The 25,494-nt window shown below is 68.3% G+C and carries 27 protein-coding genes; 17 read left to right on the top strand and 10 right to left on the bottom strand.

The window, feature by feature from the left end:
• Positions 1 to 44: 44 nt before the first annotated feature.
• Positions 45 to 761 (top strand): TetR/AcrR family transcriptional regulator, encoded by a 717-nt coding sequence (locus OG876_RS25665; RefSeq protein WP_328519188.1) that lies wholly within the window; start codon positions 45 to 47, stop codon positions 759 to 761.
• Here OG876_RS25665 and OG876_RS25660 read toward each other — a convergent pair.
• Both OG876_RS25660 and OG876_RS25655 read right to left on the bottom strand, forming a co-directional pair.
• Positions 717 to 1,679: a TRAP transporter substrate-binding protein gene (locus OG876_RS25660; RefSeq protein WP_328519187.1), complete on the bottom strand. Its 963-nt coding sequence runs from the start codon at positions 1,677 to 1,679 to the stop codon at positions 717 to 719. The two genes, OG876_RS25665 and OG876_RS25660, sit on opposite strands and share 45 nt — an antisense overlap.
• 217 nt (positions 1,680 to 1,896) lie before the next feature.
• Positions 1,897 to 2,154, bottom strand: coding sequence for a hypothetical protein (locus OG876_RS25655; protein WP_328519186.1), 258 nt, complete (start codon positions 2,152 to 2,154; stop codon positions 1,897 to 1,899).
• On the opposite strand from OG876_RS25655, the gene OG876_RS25650 reads away from it, so the two are divergent.
• The 3 genes from OG876_RS25650 (at position 2,144) to OG876_RS25640 (ending at position 4,540) form a co-directional block, all read left to right on the top strand.
• A complete protein-coding gene (locus tag OG876_RS25650; protein WP_328519185.1) occupies positions 2,144 to 2,632 on the top strand; it encodes a hypothetical protein in 489 nt (162 codons plus the stop codon). The two genes, OG876_RS25655 and OG876_RS25650, sit on opposite strands and share 11 nt — an antisense overlap.
• A 57-nt stretch (positions 2,633 to 2,689) precedes the next feature.
• On the top strand, positions 2,690 to 3,493 hold the full coding sequence (locus OG876_RS25645) for a hypothetical protein (RefSeq protein ID WP_328519184.1): 804 nt from the start codon (positions 2,690 to 2,692) through the stop codon (positions 3,491 to 3,493).
• An 84-nt stretch (positions 3,494 to 3,577) separates the two neighbouring features.
• Entirely contained in the window at positions 3,578 to 4,540 is a 963-nt protein-coding gene (locus tag OG876_RS25640; protein ID WP_328519183.1) for a GNAT family N-acetyltransferase, read from the top strand.
• Here OG876_RS25640 and OG876_RS25635 read toward each other — a convergent pair.
• On the bottom strand, positions 4,537 to 5,535 hold the full coding sequence (locus OG876_RS25635) for an IS481 family transposase (protein ID WP_328526953.1): 999 nt from the start codon (positions 5,533 to 5,535) through the stop codon (positions 4,537 to 4,539). The two genes, OG876_RS25640 and OG876_RS25635, sit on opposite strands and share 4 nt — an antisense overlap.
• A 196-nt stretch (positions 5,536 to 5,731) precedes the next feature.
• Here OG876_RS25635 and OG876_RS25630 point away from each other — a divergent pair, with 196 nt between their 5' ends.
• Positions 5,732 to 6,196, top strand: a complete 465-nt coding sequence (locus OG876_RS25630; protein WP_328519182.1) for a carboxymuconolactone decarboxylase family protein — start codon at positions 5,732 to 5,734, stop codon at positions 6,194 to 6,196.
• Between the two features lie 6 nt (positions 6,197 to 6,202).
• A complete protein-coding gene (locus OG876_RS25625) occupies positions 6,203 to 6,925 on the top strand; it encodes an isocitrate lyase/PEP mutase family protein (protein ID WP_328519181.1) in 723 nt (240 codons plus the stop codon).
• A 15-nt stretch (positions 6,926 to 6,940) separates the two neighbouring features.
• On the opposite strand, the gene OG876_RS25620 is transcribed toward OG876_RS25625, so the two are convergent.
• On the bottom strand, positions 6,941 to 8,830 hold the full coding sequence (locus OG876_RS25620; protein ID WP_328519180.1) for a hypothetical protein: 1,890 nt from the start codon (positions 8,828 to 8,830) through the stop codon (positions 6,941 to 6,943).
• A gap of 84 nt (positions 8,831 to 8,914) precedes the next feature.
• Between OG876_RS25620 and OG876_RS25615 the strand changes: the two genes are divergently transcribed.
• From OG876_RS25615 to OG876_RS25600, 4 genes are all read left to right on the top strand, one after another.
• Positions 8,915 to 9,403, top strand: coding sequence for a pyridoxamine 5'-phosphate oxidase family protein (locus tag OG876_RS25615; protein WP_328519179.1), 489 nt, complete (start codon positions 8,915 to 8,917; stop codon positions 9,401 to 9,403).
• An 84-nt stretch (positions 9,404 to 9,487) separates the two neighbouring features.
• Positions 9,488 to 10,120, top strand: coding sequence for a GntR family transcriptional regulator (locus tag OG876_RS25610; protein WP_328519178.1), 633 nt, complete (start codon positions 9,488 to 9,490; stop codon positions 10,118 to 10,120).
• Between the two features lie 26 nt (positions 10,121 to 10,146).
• A complete protein-coding gene (locus tag OG876_RS25605) occupies positions 10,147 to 11,334 on the top strand; it encodes an amidohydrolase (RefSeq protein WP_328519177.1) in 1,188 nt (395 codons plus the stop codon).
• Entirely contained in the window at positions 11,331 to 12,608 is a 1,278-nt protein-coding gene (locus tag OG876_RS25600; RefSeq protein WP_328519176.1) for an MFS transporter, read from the top strand. The genes OG876_RS25605 and OG876_RS25600 overlap by 4 nt, the downstream gene beginning before the upstream one ends.
• Here the strand turns inward: OG876_RS25600 and OG876_RS25595 are convergent.
• The 3 genes from OG876_RS25595 to OG876_RS25585 are packed head-to-tail and all read right to left on the bottom strand — an operon-like array spanning position 12,563 to position 15,264.
• Complete coding sequence (locus OG876_RS25595) at positions 12,563 to 13,393, bottom strand: aldo/keto reductase (protein WP_328519175.1); 831 nt, start codon at positions 13,391 to 13,393, stop codon at positions 12,563 to 12,565. The two genes, OG876_RS25600 and OG876_RS25595, sit on opposite strands and share 46 nt — an antisense overlap.
• Positions 13,383 to 14,306 carry an alpha/beta fold hydrolase gene (locus OG876_RS25590; RefSeq protein WP_328519174.1) on the bottom strand — a complete coding sequence of 308 codons (924 nt, stop codon included), beginning with the start codon at positions 14,304 to 14,306 and terminating at the stop codon, positions 13,383 to 13,385. The genes OG876_RS25595 and OG876_RS25590 overlap by 11 nt, the downstream gene beginning before the upstream one ends.
• The gene (locus OG876_RS25585; protein WP_328519173.1) at positions 14,299 to 15,264 is read right to left on the bottom strand and encodes a patatin-like phospholipase family protein; all 966 of its coding nucleotides are present in this window, start codon (positions 15,262 to 15,264) and stop codon (positions 14,299 to 14,301) included. The genes OG876_RS25590 and OG876_RS25585 overlap by 8 nt, the downstream gene beginning before the upstream one ends.
• Before the next feature lie 77 nt (positions 15,265 to 15,341).
• Between OG876_RS25585 and OG876_RS25580 the strand changes: the two genes are divergently transcribed.
• Positions 15,342 to 15,944 carry a TetR/AcrR family transcriptional regulator gene (locus tag OG876_RS25580; protein ID WP_328519172.1) on the top strand — a complete coding sequence of 201 codons (603 nt, stop codon included), beginning with the start codon at positions 15,342 to 15,344 and terminating at the stop codon, positions 15,942 to 15,944.
• Between the two features lie 31 nt (positions 15,945 to 15,975).
• Here the strand turns inward: OG876_RS25580 and OG876_RS25575 are convergent, their stop codons facing one another.
• Entirely contained in the window at positions 15,976 to 17,958 is a 1,983-nt protein-coding gene (locus OG876_RS25575; protein ID WP_328519171.1) for a protein meaA, read from the bottom strand.
• A gap of 74 nt (positions 17,959 to 18,032) precedes the next feature.
• Positions 18,033 to 18,407 (bottom strand): STAS domain-containing protein, encoded by a 375-nt coding sequence (locus tag OG876_RS25570; protein ID WP_328519170.1) that lies wholly within the window; start codon positions 18,405 to 18,407, stop codon positions 18,033 to 18,035.
• Between the two features lie 126 nt (positions 18,408 to 18,533).
• On the opposite strand from OG876_RS25570, the gene OG876_RS25565 reads away from it, so the two are divergent.
• The 5 genes from OG876_RS25565 (at position 18,534) to sppA (ending at position 23,530) form a co-directional block, all read left to right on the top strand.
• Positions 18,534 to 18,866 carry a hypothetical protein gene (locus tag OG876_RS25565; RefSeq protein WP_328519169.1) on the top strand — a complete coding sequence of 111 codons (333 nt, stop codon included), beginning with the start codon at positions 18,534 to 18,536 and terminating at the stop codon, positions 18,864 to 18,866.
• A gap of 132 nt (positions 18,867 to 18,998) precedes the next feature.
• Positions 18,999 to 19,616, top strand: coding sequence for an RNA polymerase sigma factor (locus OG876_RS25560; protein WP_328519168.1), 618 nt, complete (start codon positions 18,999 to 19,001; stop codon positions 19,614 to 19,616).
• The gene (locus tag OG876_RS25555; RefSeq protein WP_328519167.1) at positions 19,613 to 20,737 is read left to right on the top strand and encodes a CU044_5270 family protein; all 1,125 of its coding nucleotides are present in this window, start codon (positions 19,613 to 19,615) and stop codon (positions 20,735 to 20,737) included. The genes OG876_RS25560 and OG876_RS25555 overlap by 4 nt, the downstream gene beginning before the upstream one ends.
• Positions 20,738 to 20,847: 110 nt before the next feature.
• Positions 20,848 to 21,798 carry a hypothetical protein gene (locus tag OG876_RS25550; protein WP_328519166.1) on the top strand — a complete coding sequence of 317 codons (951 nt, stop codon included), beginning with the start codon at positions 20,848 to 20,850 and terminating at the stop codon, positions 21,796 to 21,798.
• A gap of 79 nt (positions 21,799 to 21,877) precedes the next feature.
• Positions 21,878 to 23,530: a signal peptide peptidase SppA gene (gene sppA / locus OG876_RS25545; protein WP_328519165.1), complete on the top strand. Its 1,653-nt coding sequence runs from the start codon at positions 21,878 to 21,880 to the stop codon at positions 23,528 to 23,530.
• Positions 23,531 to 23,537: 7 nt separating this feature from the next.
• On the opposite strand, the gene OG876_RS25540 is transcribed toward sppA, so the two are convergent.
• Positions 23,538 to 24,125 carry a cob(I)yrinic acid a,c-diamide adenosyltransferase gene (locus OG876_RS25540; RefSeq protein ID WP_328519164.1) on the bottom strand — a complete coding sequence of 196 codons (588 nt, stop codon included), beginning with the start codon at positions 24,123 to 24,125 and terminating at the stop codon, positions 23,538 to 23,540.
• 49 nt (positions 24,126 to 24,174) lie between these two features.
• Between OG876_RS25540 and murA the strand changes: the two genes are divergently transcribed.
• The gene (murA, locus tag OG876_RS25535; protein ID WP_328519163.1) at positions 24,175 to 25,461 is read left to right on the top strand and encodes a UDP-N-acetylglucosamine 1-carboxyvinyltransferase; all 1,287 of its coding nucleotides are present in this window, start codon (positions 24,175 to 24,177) and stop codon (positions 25,459 to 25,461) included.
• The last annotated feature ends 33 nt before the right edge of the window (positions 25,462 to 25,494 follow it).

The following is a 25,494-nucleotide window of genomic DNA, read 5'->3' as shown; positions in this document are numbered from 1 at the left end:
CGACCAACGTATCGTACTTTGTACGAAACTGCTATGGTCCGGGGGTGGAAAAGTCCGTGCGCACCAGCGACGCACCACGGGGACGCCAGCGGCTCAGCCGGGAGCGGGTGCTGAACGCCGCCGTCGGGGTGGCCGACGCCGGCGGGCTCGGGGCACTCACGATCCGCTCGCTCGCCCAGGAGCTCGGCGCGAAACCGATGTCGGTCTACTACCACGTCGCCGGCAAGGAGGCGATCCTCGACGGCATCGTCGACGTGGTCTTCGGCGAGATCGACCTGCCGTCACCCGGCGGCGACTGGCGCTCGGAACTGCGCCGGCGCGCTGCGTCCGCCCGTCAGGTGCTGCGGCGGCATCGCTGGGCGATCGGGTTGATGGAGTCTCGGACTGCCCCAGGCCCGGCGACACTGCGCCACCACGACGCGGTCCTGGCCACCCTGCGCGCGGCGGGCTTCTCGTTGGAGATGACCGCGCACGCCTATGCCCTGATCGACAGCTACACCTACGGCTTCGCACTCCAGGAAGCCGGCCTCCCGTTCGAAGGCCCTGACACCGTGGCGCCGGTCGCGGAGTCGATCATGGAGCACTTCACCTCCGGCGACTACCCCCACCTCGTCGAGATGGCCACCGGCTACTACTTCAAAACCAGCTACGACTTCGCCGACGAGTTCGACTTCGGCCTCAACCTCATCCTCGACGCCCTCAGCGCATCCCTCCCGTCAGCACAGGGCGGCGACGCCGGTAGCGGGGACCTGCACGGATGACTTCAGCGTCCGGATCCGGCCGATCATCTCCTTCGTACTCGCGTCCTGCTCCAACTCGGCGTACACCGGCTGTTCGGCCTGCTCGAAGGCCCGCAGGTCAGCCGTTGTCGCGTTGACGATCTTGCCGCCGCGGTTGCAGTAGGCGGCCGCGTTCGCGGCTTCGGTGGCTCGGTGAACGAGAGCCCACTCACGGGTCGCCGCGGCTGCTTTCTGCAGGATGTCGCGGTTCGCCGCCGACAGCCCACCGAGGACATCGGAGTTGGCGACCAGCGTGTTGACCTTCGTGCTGAAGGTGACGTTCGCGGCCGCGGTACCAGGGAGTGGGAGACCGTCGGAGATGACGAATCCGGACTCGGCTCCGGCCAAGGTGCCGGCTCTGATGCCGGCCCCGAACGCGTCGCCGGCCGCGTCGTCCGGCTTTCCGCCAAGCGCACGGATGGTCGCGTCACCGAGGTCTGATTTCGCCGTCCGGATTCCTTGACCCTGGAAGGCCGTCGGACTGGCCAGCGCGTGCTGGAAGCCGAACGGATGCCGCAGACTCTCGGGCATCAACGCGAGCCCGGTGGCGCCGGCCTTGTCGAGGCCCGCCATCATCTGGTCCGACAGTTCCTTGCTGGTGACGATCTTGTCGGCGAGCGCATCCGACGTCACCAGGAACGGTGCGTTCAGCGCGCGCAACGTGGTGACGCCTTCGGTGTCCCAGGCGCGACTGGGGATCATGGCCAGGTCGAGCTTCTTGTCCTTGACCATCCGTGCGACCGCCTGGTCCCACTGCTGGACCCCTTCGCCCGCTGCCTCCCAGACCGGGTAGACGAGGAGCTTCCCACCCGACAACGTCCTGACCTGTTCGACAAACTGCTCGACCGCCTGGCCACCCGGCCGCGAATCGTCATCAGACGTGCCGATTTTCAACGACACCGGTCCGGAGTTTTCGATGGTCTCAGGCTCCGACGAACTGCCACTGCAGGCCGCTCCGGTCGCAATCAGCGCGAATCCCAGCGCCGCTACCCAGAAAAGTGAAGATGTCTTTCTCATGATTCCCCCCAAAACCACCGTTGCACCACCTACCTGATCCCGCCACCTCTCAAACCCCGAAACCTTCCAACACCTGGACCGCGCGTATGGTAATGCGCCCTCACCCCTGGCGATCCCCGGAAATCAGGCGCACCGTCGGAGCAGCGCGGCGTCCTCGAATATGCGCGGGGTAATTAGCCGGCAGCGTGCGGCGAAGGAGCAAGAATATGGGCAGCCGAATTCGATGGATCGTTTCACTGATCGCCGTTGCGGCACTTTCGAACGCCTGTGATGTGAACGACCCGTCGCCCACCGTGACGCCGGCGCCGGTGCCGAGTTCCCCGAATTTCACCAGCCAGGCATTTTCGGTGCCATTCACAGTGACTGTGCCCGCTTCGCTCAAACCGCAGCCCAGCGAGGACACGAAGAACCTGGTCAGCTGGGGTGCGGTCACCGGCAACAACGGCGTCAGATTCCTTCGTCCGGTCGCGGTCTACTACCCGGACGGCACAACTCCGCAGCCCGCGCCCAAGGACTACCCCAGCTACCTCAGCGGCCTGGTGGATGCCGGGGCGACCTTCGTCGACCGGACCACGACGACCGTCAACGGCCAAGAGGCGACGCTCATGACCGGCACCACTACCCGAGCACTCGACGGCACGCTGGGCTGCCCAGCCGCCACCACCCCGGTAGAGGTCTGCTTCGGCCTGCAACCCGACGTCGCGCTCCGGATCGCAGTCGTCGACCTCGACGGCAGGACCCTGATCGCCTGGGCACGGACGCAGCAAGACGACGCCAATGCGGCCCAATTCTTTGCCGAATTCGAGGCGATGCTCCGCAGCCTGCAACTCTCCTGATCTGACCAGGCAGGTCTGTCGACCGCCGCCGCAGCGATTCGGGCGTACCGTCAGCAGATGGAGTGGTTGCTGTTCGTGGTGGTTGGTGGGGGAATTGCGCTCGGCGCGCGGCAGGTGTGGGATCGCTTGGCTGCGCGGCGTGCTGATGCGGCCGACGTGGGCCAGATCAAGAAGGCCGCCGACGAGGACGTCACGCTGCTCGGGGAGGAATTGTCCCGGCTCGGTGTGGATGTCGCCGGACGTGAACTCGATGCCGCGACCCGGCGCGATTACCAGGCCGCGCTCGATGCGTACGACTCCGCCCAATTGGCGGTCGACGGGCTGCGCACGGCCGACTCGATCAGCACGATCACCGACACGTTGGCCACCGGGCGGTATGCGATCACCTGTGTCCGCGCTCGGGTGGCCGGCGTCGCCGTACGTGTGCGGCGAGTCCCGTGTTTCTTCAATCCGCAGCATGGTCCGTCGACCACCGACGTGGTGTGGACCCGGCCCGGGCATGGGACTCGCACCGTGCCGGCGTGTGCCCAGGACGCCGCTCGTGTCGGTGTCGGTGAGCAGCCGGAGATCCGCTATGTGCAACTCGGCTCCCGCCAGGTCCCGTACTGGGAGGCCGGCCGGGCGTTCGCGCCGTACGGGCAGGGCTACTTCGCCAGTGGCGGAGAAGGCGCCAGTTTCATCGTGATCTCCGGATTCGACGGCCAGTCAGGCGGTCACAGCAGTTGGGGCGACACCTGGGGCAGCGGCGGGCACGACGCCGGCGGTCATGGTGGAGGTGGTCACGGCGGTCACGACGGTGGCGGACACGGCGGCTTCGACGGAGGCGGACACGGCGGCGGTCACGGCGGTGGCGACAACTAGCGCACGCTTTCCTGCACTGCTCGGTCCACTGAACGGGTCGCCCTTGGCGCTGGACTACGGGGTGGCATGCGACCACTGTGAGGTGTGGATACCACCGCCGTACTACCGGACGGCTACACCGTCCGGGCACCTGAGCCGACCGACGCCGAGGCACTGTTCGAGATGCTTGCGGCCTACAACACGCGCTTGATCGGATTCGCGGACGGGACGGTCGAGGAGGTTGCCGACCGCATCGTCGAACCGGGCTTCGAGCGCGGGACCGACGGCTTCCTGGTGCTTGCCGGGGACAGTTTGCCGGTGGGGTATGGCACCACGTTCGGCAAAGGCGATCGTCAGGTCGTCGGGATTCAGGTGTGGTCGCAGCAGGCGGCGGTCGCGGACTGGCTGTTCGAGCGGACCATGCGACGCGCCAACGAGATGGGACGCGAGAGCGGCCACACCGAGATCACCGTCGACACCGACATCTATCGCGCCGACGAAGCACAGCGCGCACTGCTGTCCGACCACGACTTCACCGCGAGTACGACGTACCACCGGATGCGGATCGATCACACCGCCCCGGTCGCCACCCCGACCCCGCCGGCCGGCGTTGTGGTCCGGAGCGGAGCCTTCGACGACGCCACCCGCCGGACTGCTCACGAGGTCATCATCGAAAGCCTTCGCGGTCAGTTCGGCTACGTCGTCCGCCCGCACGAGGAGTGGATCGAGTACCTCGATGCGACGTCGACGTTCGACTGGTCCCAGATCACCCTGCTCGAGATCGACGGGCGCGCGGTCGCGATCCGCCTGTGCGACGACGACTACGTCGAGACCGACAACTGCGGCTACATCCGCATTCTCGGCGTACTCGAGGACTTCCGCGGGCGCGGTCTGGCGAAGTTCCTGCTGCGGGACGCCTTCGCGAGTGACGCGGCCGAGGGCCGGGCCGGCACCATCCTCGACGTGGACACCAGCAACCCGACCCCGGCCCTCGACCTCTACCTGTCCGTCGGCATGAAGCCGACCCTCGTCAGCGAAGGCTGGCGCCGCGTCGTCCCGGTCAGCTAGCTGTGATGTCCAGGGAGGTTGGTCAGTCGGGTGATGGGCGGCTGGCCTGAGATGGCGGAGTGGGGTCGGTGGTGATTGTAGAAGTGGAGCCAGCCGGGGAGGGCGGTTCGGCGGTGGGTTTCTGAGGTGTAGAAGCGGGCGTAGGCCCAGCCGTCGGCCAGGGTGCGGTGGAAGCGTTCGACCTTGCCGTTGGTTTGTGGCCGGTAGGGCCGGGTGCGTTTCGGGGTGATCCCGAGCTCGGCGCAGGTGTCGCGCCAGGCGTGGGAGCGGTAGGCGGCTCCGTTGTCGGACAGGACTCGTTCGACGGTGATGCCTCGGTCGGCGAACCAGGCCACCGCACGTCGCAGGACGCCGATCGCGGTGGCGGCTTTCTCGTCGGTGCAGATCTCGACGTAGGCCACGCGTGAGTGGTCGTCGAGGACGGTGTGCAGGTAACTGACGCCGGTTCGGGCGTGCCGGTCGGGGCTCCACTGGCCGGTCCGCCGAGACGTTGCGGACTTGTTCTTGTCGCCTTGCTGTTTGCCGACGTAGCGCCAGCCGCCGCCGTCGGGGACGTTGCCGAACTTGGTGACGTCGACATGGATCAGCGAGCCGGGGTGGTCGTGTTCGTAGCGGCGCAGGGGTTCACCGGTGACGCGGTCGATGTGGGACAGCCGATTGATCCGGCACCGGACCAGTACGGCGTGCACGGTCGAGGCAGGTACGCCGAGCCGGCCGGCGATCTGGACCGGGCCGAGCCGCTGTCGCCACCGCAAACCCACGATCTGGCGCGTCAGCTGTGTGGAGGTCTTGGCCGGGCTGCACCGCGGCCGCGAGCTGCGGTCGGCCATCCCGGCGACTCCTTCGGCCCGGTAACGGTTGGCCCACTTGCGGGCCGTCTTAGCCGCGACCATGAACATCTTCGCCGCCGCGGAGTACGTCCAGCCCTGATCGACAATCAAACGTGCCAGGCGCAGCCGGGTGCGTGGAGTCAAAGTCGCGTTAACGTGGGACACGAAGGCCTCCAGGTTGGTGAAGCGGTGCACTAGACAGCTCCACTTCACAACCGGAGGCCTTCACCTGTCAGGCCGACTCACCGCCAACGAGCGGGACAACCTCCCTGGACATCACAGCTAGCTGGCCGCATTGGCCCCTGGATCTTGGTGGGAAGTGGACCAGGTGGTTGGGCCGGTGTGGTCATAGCGTGGGGATATGAGTTCAACGATGACGCGGCGGGTGAAGCTCGCCAACGTGGTTCCTGATTTCTACAAGGCGATGATCGAACTGGATGCGGTCTCCGATCGGGGGCTGGATCCGAAGCTGGCTCACCTGGTGCGGATCCGTGCCTCGCAGATCAACGGCTGTGCGTACTGCACCGATATGCACTCGCTGGATCTGCTCCACGTCGGCGACGACCAGCAGCGGATCAGCCTGCTGCCGGTCTGGCGTGAGGCGCGGAAGTTCTACTCCGAGCAGGAGCAGGCCGCGCTCGCGCTGACGGAGGCGATCACGCTGATCAGCGTCGACCACGTGCCGGACGAGGTGTACGACGTTGCTGCGCAGGCGTTCGACGAGAAGGACCTTGCACAGTTGATCGCCTTGATCATCACGATCAACATGTGGACCCGGGTGGGCGTTACCGGAAGGATGGAGCCCGGCCACTACAAGCCGAGCTGAGCCCCGATGACAGCCACAGCCGAACTGTTCCGCGCCCTCCACCACGGCGGAACTCCCCTGATCCTGCCCAACGCCTGGGATCCGGTGAGCGCCCGGATCATCGCCGAGGCCGGCTACCCCGCGGTTGCCACCAGCAGCGGGGCGGTCGCCCGCGTCCTCGGGTACGACGACGGACAGCTGACACCGCCCGCCGAGATGTTCACCGCCGTCGCTCGGATCGTCCGCGCGGTCGACGTACCGGTCACCGCCGACATGGAGGCCGGGTACGGCTTACCGGCCAAGGAGTTCGTCGACAGGTTGCTCGAGACGGGCGCCGTCGGCTGCAACCTCGAGGACTCGGTCGGCGGTCGGTTGACCGACCCGGCCCGGCAGGCCGACTACCTCGCCGAGGTTCGCGCCGCAGCCGGAGCCGACCTGGTGATCAACGCCCGCATCGACACCTTCGTCCGTCCCGGCGCCGACAAGGCCGGCGCGGTCGATGATGCGGTGCGCCGGGGCCGCGAGTACCGCCGGGCCGGTGCGGATTGCGTGTACCCGATCATGGCGCCGACGGACCAACTGGCCGCGGTGGTCGAGGGCGTCGGCGGACCGGTCAACGCCCATGCGGCGCCAGGCGGACCGACGGCCGCCGAGTTGGTGGGCGCTGGGGCCACGCGCATCTCGTACGGCACCAGTCTGCACAAGCACCTGATGGATTCGCTGCGGGAGCTGCTTCCAACGCTGGCGTGAGGTGATGGGCCGTCCTCAGGACGGCCCATCACTGTGCCTGATTGCGTACACCAGAGCCCAGTCCTGGTCGTTGGCGAGCGGATCGGCCACGTGGGCGGGCTGTCCGTTCACACAACTCGGATAGACGAAGGCACACGTCGCCGAGCCGCTTGCCGCGAAATTGGCCAGGTTCGCGCGAAGAATCGCGTCGGCCGCCGCGTCCAGCCAGGCTGCCTGCTCGGTGTCGACGAGTTCGCGCGGCCAAGCGGCGTACACCGCTGCACTCAGCACGGACCAGTAGTGCGGGAAGACGTCGCCCCACAACCGCAGCCGCCCGAACCAGTACCCGTCCCAGTGCCGGATCGGCACATGTCGCAGGCGTACGTCGGGCTGGTCCGCAGCGAACGTGATCAGCCAGGGCAGGCGACGGCTCAGCTCGGCGCCATCGATCTCGCCGGGCGCCGTCCTGTACGCCGCCACCAGGAGCTCGAGGAGCGGCGCGACCATCGACTGCTCGTAGTTGACCTCGTGAGGCGGCAGCTCATCGCCGTACTCGATGAAGGTCCGCGCGTGCCGGACGAGATGGTCACGCAAACCGAGTTCGCTGAGCAGTGGACCGAGATCGAAGGCGAGGAAGTGGTCGCCCCCGAGCTCGTAGTACCGGTTGAGGATGCGGGTCGCTCCGGCCCGATCGCCTTGGCCGAGCAAGAACCGCGCGAACCACGGGAAGTTGTAGAGCCGCACGGCGGTCTTGTGGATGCTGTCGTCGTGGACTGTGCCGTCCGCGTCGACGAGGTGCTCGCGGACGAACTGCTCATACCCGGCGAGCGCGTCATCCAGCTCCGCCCGGTCGCCCCAGCCACGGGCGCGAACCTCTTGCAGGAGTAGCGCCATCCCGATCCGTTCGCGCGCGTCGGACCAGTCCCGCCAGGCGCCGGACAGCACAGTGAGGCCGCTGTCGTTGTCGTAGGGCACGAAGGCGTACCTGCGACTGTCGGCCAGCTCCGGACGCCGCTGCCGGTCGAGGACGAACCGCACCCGCCGCTCCGCGATCTCCTGCAGTGGTTGATGAAAAAGTACGGCGATCCGCGCGGCCCGCTTGCCGTCGGTCGCGTCGACATACATCACTCCGGCCTTGTCACTGCTGACGTCGCTCGGGCCGGCGCCGGCGAGCTGGATCGTCTCCCCCACCTCGGCAGCCAACTGGTCGGCGTTGATCAGTGATTCACGATCCGAGTGGAACGTCGGCAGGTCGTCGTACCAGGCCAACTGCCACGTCCAGCGGTAGGACTGGCCGGGAGCCAGTGACACAGCCGGCTGACCGCCCATCGCGTGCGGCGCGCGGGCGTGGTCGGTGACGTGGAGGTAGATGTGGCCGCGGACGTTGCTGCTGGTCCCGGGCTCGCGCGACTCGATCGAGTACGCCCACAGCTCGCCCTCCTTCAGCTGCAGGCCGAGTCCGGGACCGCTGCCGTCCATCGGGACCGCCCAAACCCACGCGTCGGCCCCACCGGTCCAGACGTGTGCGTGGACAGCACCCGACAGGCTCTCCCGGCTCGACGTGTAGACGTCGCGGTACGGCGTACTGGTCGCGAGGGAACCGATCTCGACAGAGTCGGCCGCGGTGTTGCGGAGCTCGTAGGTCTCGGTCCACTGGTCCCCGAACCGTCGGCCGACGCGCAACTCCAGCTCGCCGAACTGGTAGAGCAGGTCGATCCCGGTCTGCCGCCAGCGGACCAGCGCCGGGCTGTCGAAGCGATGGCTGCCGCGGTCGGTGATGACGAAACCCTTGCCCCAGGCATGCAGGCTGTCGTGCACCGGTCCGTCGTCGAGGAGCACCCGCCGGCCGTCCGGATGAACGACCTGCTCGACCGCTCCGTCGTCCCCGACGTGGACCGTCCCGGCACCGCAGCGAAAGATCTCCACGATTCGTCAACCTATCCATGTCGAGGATCGGGAAGCGGCTCCGTCCCCCTGATGAGAACACCTCCGAGTGGAAGGATCAGCAGCATGACCAAGGACGAGATCGCCGCGATTCTGGCCAAGCCGTACGCCCACCAGCTGCTCAACGGTCCCGAGCCGGCCCGCTTCGCGTACGACGGTCTCGACGGCGAGCCGCGGGTGATCCCGATCGGGTTCTGGGTCGAGGGCGAGCGGATCCTGATGGCGACGGTGCCCAAGTCGGCCAAGGTCGCGGCGGTGCGGAAGAACCCGAAGGTCGCCCTCACCATCGACACCGGCGCGTTCCCGCCGAAGGCGCTGCTGATCCGCGGCACCGCCGAGGTCGAGCTGGTCCAGGGCGTCCCGGAGGGCTACCTGCTCGCCGGCCACAAGGTGATGACCGACGAGCAGTACCCCGAGTGGGAGGCCGGCGTGAAAAGCCTCTACGCCGAGATGGGCGTGATCACGGTCACCCCCACCTGGGCCAAACTCCTCGACTTCGAAACCACCATCCCGAAGGCCGTCGAAGACCTCATCAAGGAGAAGTCGGCGGGTTAGGCCAGGCACATTCTCGGCGAGGCAGGCCGGGGATCGTGGACTCTTGAGGCATCCTGGACGGTGGTATACCAATCAGGAGAGCCGATGAGTGAGAGCCGAGAGTCCGAGACGGAGCGGGTGACGCGGCGACTGCGGGGCGAGATCCTCGACGGGGTGCGCCTGCCGGGGGAACGGCTCGTCGAGCGCGAGGTGGCCGGGGCGCTGGACGTCAGCCGGGTGCCGGTCCGGGACGCACTCAAGGCCCTGGTCGCCGAAGGGCTGGTGACGTTGCGACCCCGGTCCTGGGCCGTCGTTCGCGAGTTCACCGACTCCGATATCGCCGATCTGAACGAGGTTCGCGCCGCGTTCGAGCCGCTGACGTTCCGGCTCGCGGCCGAACGCCGTACCCGCGAGGGACTCGACCGGCTGCGGCGGACCTTGGACGAGCAACTCGCCGCCGCCCAGGTAAATGACTCCGTCCTGGCCCGGCGGAAGGCCGCCGACTTCCACGAGATCGTGACGGAACTGGCGTCCAACGAACTCTTGGTCGAGATCGAACGCCCGCTGCGCAGCCGAATGCGCTGGCTGATGTCACAGCACGACGACCTGCCGGCGGTCGCGAGCCAGCACCAGCAGTTGTACGCCGCGATCGCGAACCGCGATGTTGCCGAGGCCGAGCGGCTCGCAATCGAGCACCTCGCCCACTCCCAGGCCCTGCTGCGGGCCGGCCGGAGCTAATCTCCATTTGGTATACCATTGCGACCATGACCTTCCTGCGGCTCGCTGACGTCCGTCCTTGGGGTGGCGACCTGGTTGACCTGGTGATTGCCGACGGCATGATCACGGACATCACCCCGGCCGGTACGGCGGCCGACCAGGCGGAGCGTGTCGACGGGCGCGGACTGCTGGCGCTTCCGGGGTTCGTCAACGCCCACGCGCACGTCGACAAGAGCTGGTGGGGGCAGCCATGGGTCTCGTACGGCGGTCAGCCGACCACCCAAGGCCGGATCGCTCACGAGCGCGCGGAACGGGACAAGTACGGAATCCCGAGTGTCGCCGGTGCCACCGCGGTGCTGCGTGAGTTCCTGAGGCACGGTACGACGGCCACCCGCACGCACATCGACGTCGACCTCGGGGTCGGGTTGCGCGGTATCGCCACTGTCCGCGAGGCCGTGGCCGCACTCGACGGCGCGGTCGAGGTGGAGATCGTCGCGTTTCCCCAGGACGGCGTACTCCGGCGTCCCGGCGTACTCGATCTGCTGGACCAAGCCGCGGCAGCCGGCGCCACGAGTATCGGCGGCCTCGACCCGGCGTCGATCGACCGCGACCCGGTCGGTCAGCTGGATGCGCTGTTCGACCTCGCCGTACGACGAGGTGTCGGGATCGACATCCATCTGCACGACGGCGGTCAGCTCGGCGGATTCCAGTACGAGCTGATCATCGAGCGCACCCGGCAGGCCGGTCTCGCGGGGAAGGTGAACGTGTCCCACGGGTTCGCCCTCGGCGAGCTGTCCGCGGTGCGCCAGGCCGAGCTCGTCGACGAGCTCGGCGCGGCCGGGATCTCGTGGACGACGGTGGCACCGGTCGGTTCGGCGCCCCTCCCCTGGCGCGAGATGCGGACGGCGGGCGTCGCGATCGGCCTCGGCACCGACGGCATCCGCGACCTGTGGTCGCCGTACGGCGACGGCGACCTGCTGCAGGTCGCCCGCGGTTTCGCCCGGCTGCACGGGCTGCGCACCGACGAGGACCTCACGTATGCGGTCGAGCTCGCGACGACCGCCGGCGCACCGTTCGTCCACCGCGAGAACCATGACCTCGTCCCGGGAGCACGCGCGGACATCGTCCTGATCGACGCCGAGAACGTGCCGGATGTGCACGTCCGTGCACCTCGCCGGGAACTGGTCGTCGCCGGCGGACGGATCGTCGTCCACAACGGCGAACTCCAGATGTGAATACCCGTCGTACCGCGGTGGTCGGGCGGACACTCGGCTCGTTGCGCGAGAACCGCCAGTTCCGGCTGCTCTGGTTCTCCAACCTGTTCTTCTTCGGCGGCGTGTGGACGCAGACACTCGTCCTGGGCTGGCTGGCCTGGGAGACCACGCACTCCGACTTCCTGCTCGCCGTGTTCGGCGCGGTGCGGTTGGCGCCGTTGCTACTCGGCCCGTTCGCCGGGGCGTTCGCCGACCGGCACAACCGGGTCCGGTTGCTGGTCATCGCGTGCTCATGGGCGCTGGCGGCCGTCAGTGTCGTGGCCACGCTCGCGTCGCTCGGCAGAGCGTCGTACGGCGTACTGCTGGTCGGCGGCCTCGCGCTCGGGCTCGCACAGTCACCGTCGCAACCGGCTCGGGCCTCGCTGGTGCTCGACCTGGTCGGGCGTCAGAACCTCAGCAACGCGAACGCGCTCAACTCGATGGCGCTCAACATGACGCAGGTCATCGGCCCCGCAGCCGGCGGTCTCCTGATCAACGCTCTGGGCGCGCCGGCCGCGCTCTGGGTCTCGACGATCTGGTACGCCGTTTCGCTCGTCCTCCTGCTGCCCTTACGCGGACTCGGCCAGGTGGTTCACGAGCACACCGGCTCCTCGGTCCGGATGGTCGTCAGCGGGCTGCGCGCGATCTGTCGGAACCGCATGGCCGCAACGGTTCTGCTGGTAACGCTGGCCGCGAACACCCTGGTCTGGCCGATCGCGCAGTCCTTCATCCCTGTCTTCGCCCAAGAGTCGCTCGGCCTGGATGCCGCGGGCCTCGGCTGGCTGCTGACCTGCAGTGGTCTCGGCGGCCTGATCGGCTCGCTGGTGATCGCTTGGCTCGGCGACTTCCGCTTCAAGGGTGGCCTGTTCGTCTTCGGCACCGCGGCCTGGGGCACGACGTGGGCCCTGTTCGCCGTGTCCCGGAGTACGGCGGCGTCGTTCGTACTGATGACGGCGATCGGAGTGCTGAGCGCCGCGTTCGGTGTCCTGCAGACCACGCTGCTGCTGATGACCACCGACGTACGTCTGCACGGCCGGGCCTTGGGAGTCCAGGAGCTGGCCATCGGCGTCATGCCCGTCACGTCCCTGATTCTCGGCGCCTTCGCGCAACACTTCGGCATCAGCGCGACCGCCTTCGTCAGTGCGACCCTGCTGGTCCTCCTGATGTTCGCCTTAGCTGCATGGACCCCTCAGCTCCTCCGCTACGGCGGTCAGGACCACCACTTGCCGTCACGGGACAGCGCCTCGGAGGTTTGACGAGTGGTGTCGAGGGCGTCCAGTGCGGCGATGGAGTCGTCGTCGAGCTCGAAGTCGAAGACGCCGAAGTTCTCCTGGATGCGTTCCCGGTGGGTCGACTTGGGGATGACCGACAGGCCTTTCTGCATGGCCCATCTGATCAGGACCTGCGCCGGCGTACGTCCGGCTGCGGACGCGATGCGGTCGACGACCGGATCCCCGAGGTGCCGGCCGGTGCCCAGCGGGCTGTACGCCTGGGCGACGATGCCGGCTTCCTCACACGCCTCGACCAGGCCCGCGCGGTACTCGAACGGGCTGAACTGGATCTGGTTGACCGCCGGCTGGATCTGGCTCACCTTGAGCAGCTCCTGGATCTCCCCGGCGCTGAAGTTCGAGATCCCGATGCCCTTCGTCAGACCGGCCTCGCTGGCCTGCTCCATCCCGGGCCAGGCCCACGTCGGCCCACCCTGCGGCCAGTGGATCAGGTAGAGGTCGAGGTAGTCGGTCCCGAGCCGCTCCAGGCTCTTCTCCGCCTCGGCGTGCGGGTCCCGGCCACCTGGGTAGAACTTCGTCGTGAGGAAGATTTCCTCCCGGGGTACGCCGCTGTTCCGGATCGCCCGCCCGACACTCGACTCGTTCCCGTACGCCTGCGCCGTGTCGATCAGCCGGTAGCCCTCTTCGAGCGCCCACTCGACCGCCCGCTCACACTCCGGGCCGTCCTGCACCTGCCACACCCCGAGGCCCACCAAGGGGATCTCGGTGCCGTTGGAGAGCGTCCGCGTCAACTGAGCGTCATTAGCAGCCATGCTCCTCTTCTACCACGTCAGCTCGACGATCCGTCGCGAAGTCCACGATCAGCCGGGCCAGCTCGCCGGGCTGGTCCTCCGGCACAAAGGACCAGCAATCGGCGACCGTGATCAGCCGAGCGTCGGGAAGGATCGCCGACAGCCGTTCGAAGAGCTGAGCGGGGAAGATCCGGTCGTCCGCCGCGCGGACCAGGAGCACCGGCTTGCGGAACCCGGTCAACGACTCCGCGGCACCCAAGGTGTACTTCTTGTCCACGCCGGCGATGAAGCGCCTGGCGTCTCGCCGGATCTCCCTGCTGTCGTGGATCGGCGACAGGTAGGAGTCGAGGATCTCGCCGGGAATACCGTGCTTGGCCAGCCAACCGAACGCCCACGGCCGCCGCCGCACCACCGGCAAGCGGAGCAGCCGACTCGCCAGCCACGAGGCCCCGGGCAGGCGAACCAACTTGGGCAGCGGCGTGTAGGGCTCGGGAAAGAAGGCCTCGAATGCGTCGCAGGGAGTGAGTACGACGCGGCCGAGCCGTTGCGGGTGATTGGCCATCAGGATCTGCGTGAGCGCCCCGCCGGTGTCGTTGGCGACCACCGTGACATCGGTCAGGTCAAGCTCGTCCAGGAACTCCGCGATCAGGTCGGCAACGCCGTACGGCGTCAGGTCGGCCTCGGCCGGCATCGGCACCTGATGTGCGCCGAGCGGCCAGTCCGGCGCGATGCACCGGAACCCGGCGTCAGCGACCGTCGGCACGACGTTCCGCCACAGGTTGGCATTGACCAGCAGGCCATGGACGAACACGACCGGAGGCCCGGCCCCACGCTCGGCGTAGGCGATCCGGCCGCTGGGCAGTGCGATCGTCGTGCCCGCACCAAGCCCTGCGTCGCGCAGTCCGGCCTCCGCCGGCACCGTGAAGTCACGCATGCCAGCCTGCCTCTGAATCACGGAAGGGCGCGTCCGCGACGGCAGCCAGGACGTCGAGCGCCGCCTGCCGGCCGGTGTCGACAGCTGTCTGGAGCGGACCTGGCCGCCGCTCGGTGCGGCCGATGCGCACGCTCCCCAACGGCGGGCGGATCTGCAGCGTCGCAGGGTGGGACGCCAGGAGCCGCTCCTCCTCCGCCCGGATCTGCACGCGACGCAACCACGGATCCAGCGCGCCCGGCGCGTGCCGGGCGAACCATCGCGACATCAGCATCCGTTCCGCCCGGGACGGAGCCGACTGGATCTCGTCCACGCGCCGAGTACGGAACGCCACGATGTGCGTGGCCTGCTGGTCGAGGGCCGTGCGTACCGGCGTCCCTTCGCTGAGCCCGGCGTCGACGTACGCTCGTCCGTCGATCTCGACCGGTTCGCCGGCGAGCAACGGCATCGCCGCCGAAGCCCGCAGCGCGGCCTGGAGACTGGCCTGGTCGTGGATGTGCCCCTGCAGGTCGGCGGCCTTTCCGGTCAGAGCGTCCGTGGCGATCGGGTGGAGCTCGACGGGGTTGTCGAGAATCTCCTGGAATCCCATCGGCATGATCTCGGTGTAGACGGTGTGCACGAGGTAGCGGGTGTCCACCACCGGCCGGCCGCGCCGCAGGACACGTCTCGGATTGATGGTCGTCCCCATGATCATGGGATCCCACCAGGCGTGCATGCTGCTTTCAGCCCGCCCGCACAACAGCCAGGCCGCGTTCAGCGCTCCGGCGGAGCTTCCGTAGACGGCATCGAAGCTCGGCAGCAGTCCCAGCTGCTCGATGGCGATCGTCATCCCGCTCGAGTACGCACCGCGAGAGCTCCCGCCCTCGACGAGCAGCACCAGGCGGGCGTCGTCGCTGCGGCGTCCGGGCGTACTTCGCTGTTCCTGACGGTCACGCAGCAACTGGAGGACGGTGTCGGTCACAGCTCCTTTATACCTCGTTCTGTATCGTCGTTCCATAACGTTGGTTCGGATGGGCCGGCGCGTGCTACGGTCGGGTCGTGCCCCGGCTGAAACAACGCACCGAAGCGCTCCACGAGCGCGGGCTGGCGAGCGCGCTGGCAGTGCTCGACGAAGCGGGCGTGGCGGGCCTGACCACGCGGACGGTCGCCCGCCGCGCGAATGCTTCCGTCCCGGCGATCTACGAGGTCTTCGGCGACAAGGCGGGACTCGTCCGGGCGGTCTTCTTCGAGGGCTTCCGGGTGCTGGCAGACGAACTCTCCGCACTCCCCCCGGCGGCGGACCCACTCGACGCCCTGCGAGGTCTTGCCGATGCCTTCCGCGGCTTCATCCAGGCGCATCCGGTGCTCGCCGAGGTCATGTTCTCCCGGCCCTTCGCTGACTTCGATCCCACCCACGACGAGACCAAGGCCGGCGTGAAGGTCCGCAGGATCTTCGTGCAGCATGTCCGCGACGCGGTGGATGCGGAGCTCCTCAGCGGTGATCCGACCGACATCGCCCTGGTCTTCTTCACCTTCGTCGAGGGCCTGGCCGCAGCCGAGAACGCGCACCGGCTGGGCACGTCGAAGCAGTCCATCAACCGCCGCTGGCGCCTCGGCGTCAACGCCCTCCTCAACGGCTTCCAGGCACCCACATCGAGTTGAGGGGAGGAGCGGCTGCTGTAGCACGCGTGGGTTACACGAGGTTGTTGGCTTGGCGGATTACGTCTACGACGTTGGACATCATGCCGGTGAGGTCGTAGTCCTTGGGGGTGTAGACGGCGGCTACGCCGGCGGTCAGGAGGGCGCGGGCGTCGGCGTCGGGGACGATGCCGCCGACGACGACGGGGACATCTTCCAGGCCGGCCTTGTGGAGGCCGGCTACTACCTGCGGGACCAGTTCCATGTGGGAGCCGGAGAGGATCGAGAGGCCGACGCAGTGGACGTCCTCGGCGACCGCGGCGGCGACGATCTGCTCGGGGGTGAGGCGGATGCCCTGGTAGATCACCTCGAAGCCGACGTCACGGGCCCGGACGGCGACCTGCTCGGCGCCGTTGGAGTGACCGTCGAGGCCGGGCTTGCCGACCAGGAAGCGCAACCGGCCGCCGAGTTCCGCGGACGTCGCGGCGACCTTCTCGCGTACGGCGGCGATCGCCGCACCACCGCCGGAGACACCGACCGATCCGGACACCCCGGTCGGCGCGCGGTACTCGCCGTACATCTCCCGCAGCACCCCGGCCCACTCCCCCGTGGTCACGCCCGCGCGGGCGCACTCCAGGGTGACGGGCATCAGGTTGTCGGTCGTCTTGGCGACCTCGCGCAGTTTGGTCAGCGCGGTCTCGACGGCCGCACCATCACGCTCTGCCCGCCACTTCCGCAAAGACTCCAACGCTGCGGACTCGGCCGCCGGGTCGACGGTCTGGATCGCGGTGTCGAGGTCCGCGGTCAGCGGCGACGGCTCGGTGTTCTCGAACTTGTTGACGCCGACAACGACCTGCTCCCCCGACTCGATCCGCTGCCGCCGCTCGGCATGCGAAGCGACCAGCGCCTGCTTCAAGTAGCCGCTCTCCACGGCCGCGACCGCACCGCCCATCGCCTGCACGCGGTCGATCTCCTCGCGCGCACCGGCGACCAACTCGTCCACCTTCGCCTCGATCACGTGCGATCCGTCGAAGATGTCGTCGTACTCGAGGAGGTCCGACTCGTACGCGAGTACCTGCTGCATCCGTAGCGACCATTGCTGATCCCACGGACGTGGCAGACCGAGGGCCTCGTTCCAGGCCGGCAGCTGGACAGCGCGGGCCCGGGCGTTCTTGGAGAGCGTGACGCCGAGCATCTCGAGCACGATCCGCTGGACGTTGTTCTCCGGCTGCGCCTCGGTCAACCCGAGTGAGTTCACCTGTACGCCGTACCGCAACCGCCTCGCCTTCGCGTCGGTCACGCCGTACCGGTTCAGCGTCAGGTCGTCCCAGAGCCGGACGAACGCCCGCATCTTGCAGGTCTCCTCGATGAACCGCACTCCGGCGTTCACGAAGAACGAGATGCGCTGGACCACATCACCGAACCGCTCCGGCGGCACCTGACCCGCGTCGCGGACCCGGTCCAGTACGGCGATCGCCGTCGAGATCGCGAAGGCGAGCTCCTGCACAGGCGTCGCACCGGCCTCCTGCAGGTGGTAACTGCAGATGTTGATCGGGTTCCACCTCGGCATCTGAGCGACCGTGTAAGCGATCACATCGGTGGTCAGCCGCAGCGACGCGTCCGGCGGAAACGCATAGGTGCCGCGGGACAGGTACTCCTTGACGATGTCGTTCTGCGTCGTGCCGGTCAGCTCGTCCGGAAGCGCGCCCTGCTCCTGGGCGGCGACCTGGTAGAGCGCGAGCAACCACATCGCGGTCGCGTTGATCGTCATCGACGTGTTCATCTGCGCGAGCGGGATCCGGTCGAACAGCGCGCGGACGTCGCCGAGGTGCGCGACCGGTACGCCGACCTTCCCGACCTCACCCTTGGCGAGCGGGTGGTCCGCGTCGTACCCGGTCTGGGTCGGGAGATCGAACGCGACCGACAGCCCGGTCTGGCCCTTGGCCAGGTTCCGCCGGAACAACGCGTTCGACTCCGCCGCGGACGAGTGGCCCGCGTACGTCCGCATCACCCACGGTCGATCCTTCTCGGTCGCCATGTACCCGAGAGTAGGACTGTGTTCCCTTGTGAGTCCCCACCTCGTGACGGGTGTCACCAGGGCTTACGTCACACTCAGGCGCTGATCGGTAGGGGGTTGCGTTCGACGTGCAGGATGCGGTGGAGGCGGGTGACCGCGAGGATGCGGACGACCGAGGGCATCGGGTGCCAGAGCACGAGCTGGCGGCCGAGGAGCTGGGTCCGGCGATGGGTCGCGACGAGCAGGCCGAGGCCGGTCGCGTCGACCGCGTCGACCGTCTCCAGGTCGACGATGACGTCGCCGTCGGAGGTGTCGATCAGTGTGTTCAGGGTTTGCCGGACGTCGCCCACCGAGCGGACGTCCAGAATGCCGGTCAGATGCACCACGTTTTCCATGGCCGGCGTGACCGGCGTCGTCGAGGGTGAGGTGGTCGTGCGCAGAGTTGTCGGGTCGTGGGTCGGTGCGAGCATGTCCGTGCCCTCCGCTCTTCCGGCGGCCCCCGAGTCATCGGCCGCGTGGCAGCGTTTGTGTTGGTAAAGACTCCCTGGCGACAGGGAAGGTTGCCAAGACCTCACGATCTTTCTTTTCGCGAGACAATGGTGTCCGTGTTCGCCGACCAGTACTTCGTCTTTCCGGTGTTGGCCATCGCCCTGGCCGGACTGATGGTACTGCTCTGCCGCTGGGCTTTCTCGAAGGCGAAGGGCGGGTCGCTGGTTCGCCGGGTCGACGACCGCCCTGCCGAGCGGGACGCGTTCGGGCTGCTGACCGACGTGCGGACCGTGCGCACCTACAACGAGGCCCGCGTGACGGTGTCGACGTTGAAGGACTTCGGCATCAAGGCGACCGCGGCGCGCACCAAGGACGGCTGGACCATCTACGTCTGGCCGCAGGACGAGGCCGCCGCCCGCGGCCTGCTCGACGCTCCCTGACTCTTCTGTGTCCTCCGGGGAGCGCTCTCGCGCGTCCATATCCCGCCAGTTCGGGGTAGCGAGAAGGGGTCTGGGGACATCGGACAAGAACAAGGTGAGCCGAGCGGCAGCGCACCAGACCTGAGGAGTTCGATGACGCCCGACGTGGCCTTGCCGGCCGTTGCGTTCCCCGGTCGCTGGCCGGGTGCCGCCGTACCGGACACCGCGATGGACGAGGACGGCCGCGTACTGGAGGCGTCGGTGCGGGAGCCGGACCGGTTCACGGTGATCTTCGATCGGTACTTCGGACAGGTGCATGCGTACGTCGCTCGCCGGCTGGGGACCGATATCGCCGACGACCTGGCGGCGGAGACATTCCTGATCGCGTTCCGGCAGCGGGAGCGGTTCGACCGGCGCAACGGAGTCGTGCGGGCCTGGCTCTACGGGATCGCGACGAACCTGATCCGCCGGCATCGCCGCGACGAGGTGCGTGCCTGGCGGGCGATCGCGAAGCTGCCGCTGCCGGTGCCGGTGGGCGCTCCCGAGGACCGGATCGCTGCCCAGGTCACGGCGCAGGGCGCGAGCCGCGAACTCGCCGCCGCCCTGGCCAAGCTCTCCGCCAAGGATCGCGAGGTGCTGCTCCTGGTCGCCCTCGGCGATCTCACGTACGACGAGGTCGCCGCGGCGCTCGGGATCGCGTACGGCACGGTCTGCTCCCGCCTCTCCCGAGCCCGCCGCACCCTCCGCGCCACCCTCGAGGACCCGTCATGAACGAGTTCGAACAACTCCGCCGCGCCTTCCCGGATGCGGAAGCGCCCACTCCAGAAGCAGCCGCGGCTGCGCGACGCCAGGTGGAAGCGCTGGTTCGCGAGGAGAGGACCCGTCATAGGCGGCCTGGGGCGGCACGTGCGGGGTGGGTGGGGACTGCAGTTACTGCAGTGACCGCAGTGGTGGCCGTGGCGGGCCTTGGTGGGGCGATGCTGGTCGGCGGCGGTGGGGATGGCGGCGAAGCCGTGCCCGGTGCGACGGTGACGCCGACTGCGCCGCGGCTGATGACAGCGGCTCAGGTTCTGATTGCCGCGGCGGTGCGGCAGGAGGTGGATGAGAAGGTCTCGGGGAAGTACTTCCGGGTCCGGAGTCTGCATCTGAGTGCGAACACGCGGGTCGGGAGTCCGAAGTACACGCTCGAACGGCGATCCATCAGCGAGAGCTGGATGCCGATGAAGCCGGGGGTCCAGTCGTGGTTCGGCTGGGTGAATCTCGCCTACCGTCCGGCGACCGCGGCCGACGCGGCCAAGTGGCGTGCCCAGGGATCACCGACGTCCTGGCAGCTGCCGTACGAGGTGGACCCGATCACCACCGAGGACGAGACGCCGGTCGTGAAGAAGATGTCGTTCCGCGACGTCCCGCCCGGCTACTACCTGACCGGCGACAAGCCCTTGAGTGCCCAGCAGATCGCAGCGCTCCCGACCGACCCGGTCGCGCTCGAGGCGATGCTCGCCCGGAGCGCAGGCCCGGCTGACACTGCGGCCGAGCGGGAGTACCCCGTCTTCGCCGCGGCCGGTCGCCTGCTGTTCGAGCTGCCCTCACCACCCAAGCTGCGTGGCGCCGCACTGCGCGTACTCGCGGCTTTGCCCGGCACCCACATCCAGGCCGGCGTCAAAGACCCCATCGGCCGGGTCGGCACGGAGATCACGCTCACCGCGGACCTGTCGAAGGCGAGCGGCGACAAGACGGTCCTGTTCGGCAGCGGCGCGTCCTACATCATCGACCCAGGCACCGGGCGTCTGCTGAGCTCGTCGATCGGCGCCCCCAAGTACAGCTCCACTGTCATCCTCGAGTCCGGCTGGACCGACGAGAAGCCCACCCCACCATCGGCAAGAATCAGCTAGCCCTCCGCCATCGGGCTCGTCAAATGGTTGCTGTAACGCCGAGTATCGCGAAAACGATGTACGGGCGCATGCCCGAGCGGGCATCGAGTACTCGAAAGGTAAGTCTCTAGATGACGATGCGACGTGTTGCGCTGACGATGGCCGGGCTCAGCCTGGTCGCGGCAGCGGCGGTCCCCGTGACCGCGGGCGCGACCAAGCCGAAGCCGGAGTCGTTCCGGTCCGCCGGCAAGGCCGCGGCCAAGCTGCCGACCACCGCCGCGCAGGCCGCCACCGCGGCCTGTGGCGTGTCGGTCGGCGCCGTCAACGCCACCGGTACCGCCGGCGGCTACGACATCACTGCCACCAAGCCGCCGACGGTGGCTGCTCTTGACCAATACAAGCTGTTTGGCGTCCGGGCCAGCTCCACCTGGTACCTGGAATCCAGCGGGAGCAACGACGCGTTCTACGGCATGGTCCTGCAAGGCGGGAACCTGTACGCCGCGGTGTCCAGTTACACGGGCACGGCCACCACGCCGACCGTCCGGGCGACCAAGCTGGGCTCCGGCTGGAGTGGCTTCAACCAGATCACCGACTCCAACTACGTCTACGGCGCGAAGCAGCACTACTTCCTGTACGGCCTGCACGCCAATGGCTCGCTCTACCGCTACACGGTGTCGACCGCGGCGCGGTCCTACGGCTCGGCGCCGGGCTTCAGTTCGGTCAAGGCGATGACACTGATCGCCGAGACCGCGACGTACGACACCCTGCTCGTCACCACCCGGGGCGGTGCCCTGTACACGGTGCGGGTGCCGGTGACCGCGCCGATGAAGCCGATCGTGACGTTGGTCCGGGCCAGCGGGTTCGGCTCGTACGAGTCGCTTGTGGCCCAGCGCTGCGGCGCGACCAGCACGCTGCTGGCGGCGTTCGACCACGACACCAACCTGGGCACGATCTTCGCCGTCGGCCGCGCCACCGGCCCGACGACGGCAATCAAGAGCTACGGCAGCTTCCAGGCCTCCTTCGGTGCGAAGGTCCACTTCCTGCTGACCGGAGCCTACGGTCCGCAGCGCGTCGGCGGATGATCCACTAGTCGCACTCCCCTGCCCCCGCTCGGCCCTGCCGGACGGGGGCAGGGCTTTTGCGCGGGTTTAGGGTCGGAGTATGGCGATTCTGCTGGAGCTGGATCTGACCCGCGGTGTACTCGAGACGCCGCCCGCTTCGCCGGTGGCCGCGTTCCGTGCGCGGCACCTGCCGACACTGCGGGAGCTGGTGGCGGCCCTGCGGAAGGGCGCCCGCGACGATGCGGTGGCCGGCGTGGTCGCCCATCTGGGCGGACAGCGGCTCTCGCTCGCCCAGGTGCAGGATCTGCGCGAGGCGGTCGCCGATTTCCGTACGTCGGGCAAGCCCGCGGTCGCATGGACAGAGTCGTTCGGTGAGGGCGGCAGCGGCACCGTTGCGTACTACCTGGCCACGGCGTTCGACGAGATCTGGGTCCAGCCGTCCGGGGACATCGGCATCACGGGTGTGTCGGTGCAGGCCGTCTTCATCCGCGGTGCGCTGGACAAGGCCGGGGTGATCCCTCAGCTCGGCAAGCGGCGTGAGTACAAGACCGCCGCCGACACGTTCACCGAGAAGGAGATGACCGCACCGGCCCGCGAGATGGCATCGCGGCTCGCGGAGTCGGCGTACGAACAGATCGTCGAGGGGATCGCCGTACGGCGGCGTCTGGACACTGCACGCGTGCGGGAGCTCGTGAACAGCGCACCGCTCCACGCACAGGCCGGACTGGATGCCGGACTGGTAGACATGCTCGGCTACCGCTCCAACGTGTACGACGAACTGCAGAAGCAGCTCGACTACGACAGTCGCCTGCTGGCCGAGCGCTACATCCGGCGTGGTCCGCGCACTCTGCAGGACGTGCGCAAGACACTTCCCTGGCCGCACAAGCCGCTGGTGGCCGTCGTACGCGTGTCTGGCGGGATCACCGTCGGTCGCAACTCCAGCAGCCCACTCGGTGGTCCTGGGTCCGGCTCTGACACGGTCGGCGCCGCACTGCGAGCTGTGGCCGAGAACGACAAGGTCAAGGCCGTCGTACTGCGAGTGGACAGCCCGGGTGGCTCGTATGTCGCGTCGGACGCGATCCGGAACGAGGTGCTGCGGCTGAGGTCGACGGGTCGGCCCGTGATCGCGTCGATGGGCAGTGTGGCGGCATCAGGTGGGTACTTCGTCGCCATGCCGGCGGACGTGATCGTCGCGCAGCCGGGCACGATCACCGGCTCCATTGGTGTGCTGACCGGTAAGGGCGTCGTACGGGACGCACTGGCGCGGATCGGGATCTCGCAGGAGGCCGTGTCGGAGGGTACGAACGCGCGGATGTACTCGGCGCAGGAGGAATTCACCGACGAGCAGTGGGCGCGGCTCGAGGAGACCCTCGACCGCATCTACAAGGACTTCGTCGCCAAGGCGGCGCAGGACCGCGGTCTGCCCGAGGAGCAGCTGGAAGCGCTCGCCCGCGGTCGGGTCTGGACCGGTGCCGACGCGCACGCCCGCAAGCTCGTCGACGAGCTCGGCGGCTTCCAGCACGCGCTCACACTGGCCTGCAACCGCGCCGGTCTGGACCGCGACGAGATCGGGCTGGCGAGCGTTCCGCACCGCAACCTGCTGGAGCAACTTCGCGCTCCGCGAACCACCGACGACCTCGCTGTCACGACACAACCGCTCACTCTCGACGGCGTCACCAGCAGCATCTACACGGCCCTCGGTCTGCCACCCACCGGCTTGTTGACCATGCCGTTGAGCTGGCAGCTGAGCTAGAGCGACGTCACGGGGTGGTGCGTTCGCCGCCCGGGACCCAGAGGACGTCGCCGCCGGAGGACAGGTTGGCGACGCGGCCGAGGATGAAGAGCAGGTCGGACAGGCGGTTCAGGTACGTGATGGCGAGCAGGTTGACCGACGGGCCGTGCGCCTCGACGGCGACCCAGCCGGCTCGCTCGGCCCGGCGGACCACTGTGCGGGCGACGTTCAGGTAAGCGGCCCCCTCGGTGCCACCGGGCAGGATGAACGACCGGAGCTTGGTCAGGCGGCTGTTGTAGTCGTCGCACCAGCCCTCGAGCCGGTCGATGTACTCCTGGGTGATGCGCAGCGGCGGATACTCCGGATCCGGCGCGATCGGGTTGCACAGGTCGGCGCCGACGTCGAAGAGATCGTTCTGGATCCGGGTCAGCAACACCACCAGGGTGCTGTTCAGATGTCCGGCCGCGATCGCGACACCGATCGCCGAGTTCGCCTCGTCCACCTCGCCGTACGCCGCCAGCCGCGGATCCGTCTTCGAGGTGGTGGAGTTGTCGCCCAGGCGGGTCTCGCCAGCGTCACCGGTGCGGGTGTAGATCCGCGTCAAGTTCACAGCCATGCGAGGACTCTACGCAAGTGCCGGGACAACGGTTCGCTACAGTCGTGCGGTGGAACGGTTTCGGATCGCGGGTGAGGCACGCCTCGTTGGGGCGGTGCAGGTCGCCGGGGCGAAGAACAGCGTGCTCAAGCTGATGGCTGCGGCACTGCTGGCGGAGGGTACGACGACGCTGCGGCAGGTGCCGGGCATCCTCGACGTGACCTTCATGGCCCAGTTGCTGGACACCCTCGGATGCTCGGCGAAGGTCGACGCGGACGAGCAGATCGCGACGATCGCCGTACCGCACGAGATCGGTCACCAGTGCGACTACGAACTGGTGCGCAAGCTGCGGGCGTCGATCTCGGTGCTCGGACCGCTGCTGGCCCGCTGCGGCCGCGCGGAGGTCGCGCTGCCAGGAGGCGACAACATCGGCTCCCGCGGACTGAACATGCACGTCGCCGGTCTGGAGGCGATGGGCGCGAAGGTGCACATCGAGCACGGTTTCGTGATCGCCGAGGCACCGCAGGGGCTGCACGGCGCCGAGGTCTGGCTGGACTTCCCGAGCGTCGGCGCCACCGAGACGATCATGATGGCCGCGGTGCTGGCCGGCGGTACGACGATCATCGAGAACGCGGCGCGGGAGCCGGAGATCCAGGACATCGCCGCGATGCTGATCGAGATGGGCGCCCAGATCGACGGCGCCGGGTCGCCGCGGATCGAGGTCACCGGAGTGACCGGTCTGCTCAAGCCGGTCGAGCACACCGTGGTCGCGGACCGGATCGTGTCCGGGAGCTGGGCGTTCGCGGCCGCGATCACCAAGGGCGACGTGACGATCACGAACGGCCGCGCCGAGCACCTCGAGCTGCCGTTGGACAAGCTGCACAAGGCCGGCGCGGAGATCACCGTGCTCGAGTCCGGTTTCCGGGTGCGGATGCACGACCGGCCGAAGCCGGTCGACGTGGTGACGCTCCCCTACCCGGGCTTCGCGACCGACCTGCAGGCTTTCGTGATCGCGCTGAACGCGCTGAGTGACGGCGCGGCGATGGTGACCGAGAACTTGTTCGAGGGCCGCTTCACGTTCGCGCAGGAACTGACCCGGTTGGGCGCGCATATCCAGACCGACGGTCACCATGCGGTGGTTCGCGGCGTACCGCGGCTGTCCGGCGCTCCGGTGGTGGCCAGTGACATCCGGGCCGGCGCTGCGCTGGTGCTCGCCGGCCTCGCGGCCGAGGGCGAGACGTTGGTGTCCGCGGCGCATCACGTCCACCGCGGCTACACCGACTTCGCCGGCAACCTCCGCCGCCTCGGCGCGGACGTCACGGTCGAGCCGGACGACGCGGAACTGTACTGGAACTGAACTCGCCTTTTCGGCGCATTCTCCCCGCACTCC

This window comes from Kribbella sp. NBC_00359 (genome assembly GCF_036097425.1).
Lineage (GTDB): Bacteria > Actinomycetota > Actinomycetes > Propionibacteriales > Kribbellaceae > Kribbella.
Note: the sequence above shows the minus strand (reverse complement) of the source record. Positions and strands in the feature narration are given on the sequence as shown.